The organism is Streptomyces cinereospinus (assembly GCF_042430725.1).
Taxonomy (GTDB): Bacteria; Actinomycetota; Actinomycetes; order Streptomycetales; family Streptomycetaceae; genus Streptomyces; species Streptomyces cinereospinus.
The window spans coordinates 1-6,944 of the sequence record NZ_JBHMCY010000103.1 but is presented as its reverse complement, the minus strand read 5'-3'; the positions used below and the strand labels follow the sequence as shown (position 1 = coordinate 6,944).

General features: G+C 74.0%; 3 protein-coding genes. All 3 read right to left on the bottom strand.

From position 1 onward, the window contains the following. Positions 1-240: 240 nt before the first annotated feature. The 3 genes from ACFF45_RS32905 to ACFF45_RS32895 all read right to left on the bottom strand — a co-directional run bounded on the left by ACFF45_RS32905 (position 241) and on the right by ACFF45_RS32895 (position 6,040). Complete coding sequence (locus ACFF45_RS32905; RefSeq protein WP_381350590.1) at positions 241-1,017, bottom strand: glycosyltransferase family 2 protein; 777 nt, start codon at positions 1,015-1,017, stop codon at positions 241-243. After that, positions 1,014-1,802: a GntR family transcriptional regulator gene (locus tag ACFF45_RS32900; protein WP_381350589.1), complete on the bottom strand. Its 789-nt coding sequence runs from the start codon at positions 1,800-1,802 to the stop codon at positions 1,014-1,016. The genes ACFF45_RS32905 and ACFF45_RS32900 overlap by 4 nt, the downstream gene beginning before the upstream one ends. Positions 1,803-2,062: 260 nt before the next feature. Then, positions 2,063-6,040: an nSTAND1 domain-containing NTPase gene (locus ACFF45_RS32895; RefSeq protein WP_381350588.1), complete on the bottom strand. Its 3,978-nt coding sequence runs from the start codon at positions 6,038-6,040 to the stop codon at positions 2,063-2,065. Between the last annotated feature and the right edge of the window lie 904 nt (positions 6,041-6,944).

The following is a 6,944-nucleotide window of genomic DNA, read 5'->3' as shown; positions in this document are numbered from 1 at the left end:
CGCTGCGGAGCCCTGTCCGCCGGTATTGTCGGCCGTATCGCGTCGGCCCGTGCCCCGTCTCTGCCTGCCTCGCCGCTCCCGCTGCGGAGCCCTGTCCGCCGGTATTGTCGGCCGTATCGCGTCGGCCCGTGCCCCGCCTCTGCCTGCCTCGCCGCTCCCGCTGCGGAGCCCTGTCCGCCGGGTACCGTCGGCCGTACCGCGTCGGCCCGTGCCCCGCCTCCGCCTGCCACGCCGCCCCCGCTACGGAGCCCCGTCCGCCGGGTACCGCCAGCCGTACCGTGCCAGGGCCCGTGCCCGTGCCTCCACCACCGCCATCCGGGCCGTCCGCTCGTCCGGGTCGACGTGCGAGGACTGGCCCGTCACCTGCCCCTCCCATTTGCGGTAGTAGAGCCCCACCTCCGCCGAGAACCACCCCCGGCTCACGGCGTTCAGCGCCAGCAGCAGCCCGGTGTCCTCGGAGGCGGGCAGCGCCATCCAGCCGCCGAGCGCCACCAGCAGGTCCCGCCGTACGCAGAGCGAGGCCGGATGGACCTGGGCGCGGAAGTCGTGGGCCTTCCAGTGGTCGAGCACCGCGCCCCGCTCGACCGGACCCTCCCGGGGATCGGTGGGGAAACCGACCGTCGAGCCGTCCGGCAGCAGGTCCAGCACCCGCGAGGTCACCCACCCGACGTCCGGCTCGGCCTCCAGCACCGCCAGGTCGCGGGCGAGCGCGCCCGGCGCCAGCCGGTCGTCGGCGTCCAGGGTCCGCACGTAGGCGCCCTCCGCCCGCGCCAGCGCGATGGTGCGGGCCACGCCCGGACCTCCCCGCCGCCCCTGACGGAACGAGATCCGCCCGTCGTCCGGCACATGGGGCCGCACCTGCGCCGACCGGCCGTCCTCCTGGATCACCCACCGCCACTCCCAGCCGTCCGGCAGCCGCTGCGCGCACAGCGACGCGTAGGCGTCGCGCAGGAAGCGGGCGGACGGGGGGTGCACGGCGGTGACGACGACGAGGCGCCGGGACACGGCGGCACTCACCACCTTTCCAGGGTCGTGGTGAAGAGCAGTTCGGTGCGGTCGCCCGGCAGCGTGACGTGGGAGACGTCCACCACGCGGTCGTCGACGGCGTAGGCCCGTTTGTGCAGCAGGAGCACCGACGTCCCCGGCTCCAGCTCCAGCTCCGCGGCCTCCTCCGGCGTCGGCGGCCGGGCGGTGACGCGTTCCTCGACGCGGCCCACCTCGATGCCGACGGTGTGCAGCTGGTGCTGGGTGCCGCCCGGCCAGGGCTCGTTCGTCTCGTCCAGCAGGGCGGGGTTGGCGGCGATCAGGTCGCGGACCAGGTAGGACGTCACGAGGCTGAAGGGGGCCGTCTCCGTGGCGCACCGGGTCCGGTAGCGGCGTTCCAGCAGGGCCGTGCCCGCGGGCAGGCCGAACGCCTCCGCCAGCTCCGCGGGCGCCGCGATCTCCCGGTACCGCGCGTGGAAGACCAGGTCCTGCGGTGCGAGGCCGGTGTCGCGCTCGGTGGCGCCGGTCGCCGCCCGCTCGGACAGCGGCTGCCGGGCGCGGTTCTTCTCCCACTGGTAGCGCCGGTTGTCGCGGACCGCGAGGGTGCGGGGGCGGCGGACGAAGTTGCCGAGGCCGTGCCGTTTGTCGATGAGGCCTTCCTCGCTGAGCAGCCGCAGCGCGTTCTGCACCGTCGGCACACTGCGCCCGTACCGCTCCGCCAGTTCCGTCTCGGCGGGCAGCCGGTCGCCGGGCCTGCGTTCGCCCTCGCGGATGGACCGGCGCAGATCCGCCGCGATCACTTCGTACGCCTTCGGCATATCGATCAGCCTACGGGTCCTCAAGAGGACTCGCAGACCGAGTTCGGCCGGGCGGGAAATTGGCGGGTGAGCTTTGCTTTTATCGCGCGCGCCGCATTCCGGAATGCCGTGCAATTTCACGCCGGACGCACGAGGGAACGAAAACGCCCGATCGCTGGCGACGGGGGATGCACCAGCGATCGGGCTGTGGCCAAGCCTAACAAGGTGCATGGCGCCGTGGGAGCCGACTGGTGAAGTGCGTCGAGGTGCTGTGACGGGGATCACTTCTCGCAGGGCGGTTCATAGGACAACCGCGGCAGATATTCATGCCATTTCCCCGGCGTCAGAACACCCCGCGTGGTCGAACAGATGTAGCGGACCGCCTCCTTCACGTCCAGGTCCCACAGCCGTACGGTCCCGGCGCCGCTCGACACCCCGAGCAGACGGCTGTTGGGGCTGAAGGACAGGAAGTTGCCGGTCTTGGCGTTCGGGCTGAGCGACTGCCCGATGGGCAGGGCGGTGGACGGGCGGCTGACGTCCCACAGGCGGACCGTGTCGTCGTTGCCGCCGCTGGCCAGGGTGTGTCCGTCCCGGCGGAACGTCAGGGACACGACCGCCTCGGTGTGCCCGCTGAGGTTGGCGCCGAGCTGGCCGGCCCGCAGGGGGTCGCCGACGTCCCAGAGCGCCACCGTGTTGTCGTCACTGCCGCTGGCCAGGGTGCGGCCACCGGGGCTGTAGGCGAGCGCGTTGACCGGGCCCAGATGGCCCCGCAGGGGCGTGCCGAGCCGGGTGGCGCGGTGGCGGTCGGTCACGTCCCACAGGCGGACCGTGGTGTCGGCGCTGCCGCTGGCGAGGGTGCGGCCGTCGGGGCTGAAGACCAGGGTGTTGACGTAGCCGGTGTGCCCGGTCAGCGGTGCGCCCAGCCGCCGCGGCGCCGCCGGGTCGGCCACGTCCCACAGCTGGATGGTCCGGTCGTCGTGGGCGGTGGCGAGGGTGCGCCCGTCCGGGCTGTACGCCAGGGCGTCGGGGCCGGCGTACCGGGTGCTCAGTTCCACTGGCGGGCCGTGCGCGACGGGCCTGGCGGGGTCGGTGACGTTCCACAGCTGCACCGCGCGGCTGCCGGTCAGCACCGCCAGGGTGCGCCCGTCCGGGGCGAAGACCACCGAGCGGACGTCCCCCTCGGCGGGCAGGAACGGCTTGCCGAGCAGCACGGGCCGCTTGGGCGCCCGCACGTCCCACAGCCGGATCCGCTGGTCGCGCGCGGCCGTGGCGAGCACCCGCCCGTCCGGGCGGAACGCCCCTATCCGGCCGACCATGTCCGAGGTCGGTATCGACCACAGCCGGACCTTGTTGTCGCCGGTGCCGGTGGCGAGCGTACGGCCGTCGGGGCTGAAGCCGAGGGCGTACATCTCCCCGCTGCTGCCCGCGAGCGGCTCGCCCACCTGCGACGGGTACGCCGGGTTGCTGACGTTCCACAGGCTCGCCGTGCTGTCCGCGCTGGCGACGGCGAGCAGCGAGCCGTCCGGGCTGAACGCCACCGACCAGACGGGCCCGGTGTGCCCGGTGAGCGGCGCGCCGAGCGGGGCCGCGTCCCGGACGTCGGTGACGTTCCACAGCTGGACGGTGTCGTCGGCGCTGCCGCTGGCGAGGGTGCGGCCGTCGGGGCTGAAGGCGACGGAGTGGATCAGTGCCCGGTGACCGGTCAGCGGGCCGCCCACCGGCTCGGGGCGCCGCCGGTCGGACAGGTCCCACAGCCGGACCTCGGTGTCGTCGCCGGCCGACGCCAGCGTCCGCCCGTCGGGGCTGAACGCGATCGAGCGCACCGCTGCGGTGTGGCCGCCCAGCGCGCCGAGCGGACCCGGCCGGGCCGGGTCGGCCACGTCCCACAGCCGCACCACGCGGTCCTCGGTGGCGGCGGCCAGCGTACGGCCGTCGGGGCTGAACGCGAGCAGGTAGACCGTGCCGTCGTGGCCGGTCAGCGGCGCCCCGAGCGGGCGCGGGTGCCGGGGGTCGCGGACGTCCCACAGGCGGACCGTGCCGTCGTCGGAGGCGCTGGCGAGGGTCCGGCCGTCCGGGCTGAAGACGGCGGTGCTCACCCAGCTCGCGTGACCGGTGAGCGGGGCGCCGAGCGGCTCGGGGCGCTGCGGGTCCGCCACGTCCCACAGGCGGACCGTGCGGTCGTAGCTGGCGGTGGCCAGCAGCTTGCCGTCGGGGCTGAACGTGGTGAGGTAGACGGCGCCGGTGTGGCCGCGCAGCGGGGTGGCCAGCGGCGCGTTGACGATCGACACCAGGCGGTTGTTGGTGCCCTCGTCGTCCGGGCGCAGCCGGTGGGCGACCAGGTCGAGCTGGGCGGAGAGCGACGGGTCGGTGTACTGGACGCGGTCGGCCTCGGCGAGGACCTGCTCGAACACCGCGTCGTTGCGCTGCTGCCAGGCGACCACCGCCGCCCCGACCGCCACCACGGCCAGGGCGACCAGCGCGGCCACCGCGCCGCGGCTCAGCCACACCGTGCGCCGGCGCAGCCGGACCGAGGCGGCCAGGAAGTCGACCGCGCTGCGGGTCAGGAAGGTGTCACCGGCGGACCGCGCCCAGGTGTGCGCCTGCTCCAGCCGGGAGCCCCGGTACAGCAGGGACGTGTCGCGGCTGGTCGCCTCCCAGGCCCGGCTGTCCTCCTCCAGCCGCTGGCGCAGCAGGTTGCCGCCGCGGTCCTCGTCGATCCAGTCGCGCAGCCGGGGCCAGGCGTGCAGCAGCGCCTCGTGGGTGATCTCCACGGTCTCCGCGTCGAGCGTCACCAGCCGGGCGCGCACCAGCGCTTCGAGCGACTCCTCGGTCTTGTCCGGGTCGGTCGACTCCGCCGCCAGCTGGCGCCGCGTGCCCCGCCGGCGGGTCGCCTGGGTGTCCTCACCCAGCCGCACCAGGCGGAGCAGCAGTAACCGCGCCGCCGTGCGCGCCGCCGGGTCCAGCCCGGACCAGGCCCGCTCCGCGGTCGCCGCCACCGCCCCCTGGATGCCGCCCGCCGCGCGGTACCCGGCCAGTGTCAGCCGGCCCGCCTTGCGCCGCTGCCAGGTGGCGAGCAGGGCGTGCGACAGCAGTGGCAGCGCGCCGGCGTGGTGCGCCCCGCGCGGTCCGTCGGAACTCACCTCACGGACGATCAGCTCCGCCAGGCCCGGCTCCAGCTCCAGTCCCACGGCCTTGGCGGGGCCGGTCACCGCCTCGCGCAACTCGGCGGTGGTGAGCGGTCCGAGCACCATGTGCCGGTGCTGCAACGCGTCGGCCAGTTCCGGGTGGCCGAGGCACTGCTCGTAGAAGTCGGCGCGGATGCCGAGGACGACGAGGACGGGGGCCGGCCCGCCGGGTTTGGCGGGGGTGGCCGCGGCGTGCAGGAGCTGCACGAAGGTGCGGCGCTCGGCCTCGTCGGAGCAGAGGGTGAAGGCCTCCTCGAACTGGTCGACGATCAGCACCGGCCGGGTCAGGCCCCGTGCCCACGCCGAGACGGCCGCCCGCACCGCGTCCGCGAACGCCGGCGTGCCGGGCTCCTCCCGCGCGGTCACCGGCGCGAGTCCGGGGATCCGGCGGGTCAGCTCCGCCAGCGGTTCGGCCCCCGGCACCAGCTGCACCACCTCCCGGCCCTCACCGCCCCGCAGGGCGGGCACCAGACCGGCGTTGAGCAGCGAGGACTTGCCCGCCCCCGAGGCGCCGACGAGCATCACCAGCCCGCCCGTCCGCTCCGCCGCGCGCAACTGGGCGACCAGGGCGTCCGTGGAGCGCTCCCGCCCGAAGAACCACCGCGCGTCCTCCTGCCGATAAGAGGCCAGCCCCCGGTACGGGCACACCCCGCCCGGCACGGCCGGACCCCCCTCGCCCGCGGGCCCGTCGTCCTCCTCCGGCTCGGCCCCGCCGCCGGCCGCCCGCTCACCGATCGGATCGGCGACCGCGCGCTCCCACAGGCGCTGCCACTGCCCCAGGTCGTACAGACCGGTGGACACCGGCACGGGCCGCGCCCGCCGTGCCTGGGGGATCAGCACGTGCAGGACGGCGGCGAGCGCGGTGAAGTGAGCCGGTACGTTCTTGGCGCGGCGCCAGTCGCTGATCCGCTGTGCGGAGACCCGTACGGGCCGCCCCCGTTCGTCCACCCGTTTCAGTCGTACGACGGCCTCGGAGACACTCTTCAGGGGAGGGTTGCCCGCCTCCCGGTACAGCAGCGCCAGACGTTCCGCGAAGGCTGTGCGTGCCCCTGAGTCCGAACCCAAGGTCTCCACCCCTTACTTCCGCCCCACCGCACCATCCGGACCGGAAAACTCACCTTATACACCTGACCTGCGGATTAACCGTTCTCCGGAGAGCGGAACCTCCTCGTCGCGGGCCCCGGATGGCAGGATCACGACGCAGCACGGCACCACCCGAACGCCGCCCGGGCAGGTCATCAGCTCAGCGCTCACAGAGGCACCTCGTGCCGCCGTACGTTCTGGGTCAACTTCCGCCGACGTCACCGGACGGACGCGCCGGCCTCGACACCTGAGCCTGGGTTCTCTGCGCGCGTCGTTCGGCACCGGTCTCCACGTGGGGAGGGACCGGTGCCGAACGACGTTGCTCGACCCTGCTCACGATCATGTCCGGACTGCTCAAGATCATGACCGGCTCCTACCCAGGCCGCCGAGGGAGAACGCCTCCGCGGCGGCTTGCGTCGCCGGAACGCCACCTTTCATTCACCCGACGGCAACCCGTGTCACCGGAATTTTTTCTTCCGCCGACATGCCATCCCGCGTATTCGGTATCCGCCCTGGTACTTCCGTCCGTTGGCACCACCCTGCGGAATCGGTGCCCATCTAGGGCGGCGGACCGAGACGCAGGGAAGCAGGGACGCACAGACGCACAGACGCACAGACGCAGGGACGCAGGGACGCAGGGACGCGAGGGCGGGCGGGCGCGGGCAGACGCGCGCCGGACCGAATGCCCTGTGCCCCCTTACCGTCTGCGTGGCCCCGCGATGAGGCTCCCGGCCTTCGGCCCCGGTACGACTTGAGCCCCCCTTTTCTCCGGCGGCTGCCGGGAATGGCCAGTCGGCACGGACGGAGCACCCGCGACGCGTGGCAGCCCTGCTCGCGGCACCTAGTACTCCAGTCTGACTTCGCGATCTTGTCGCGGACCCGGCTGGGAACGGGT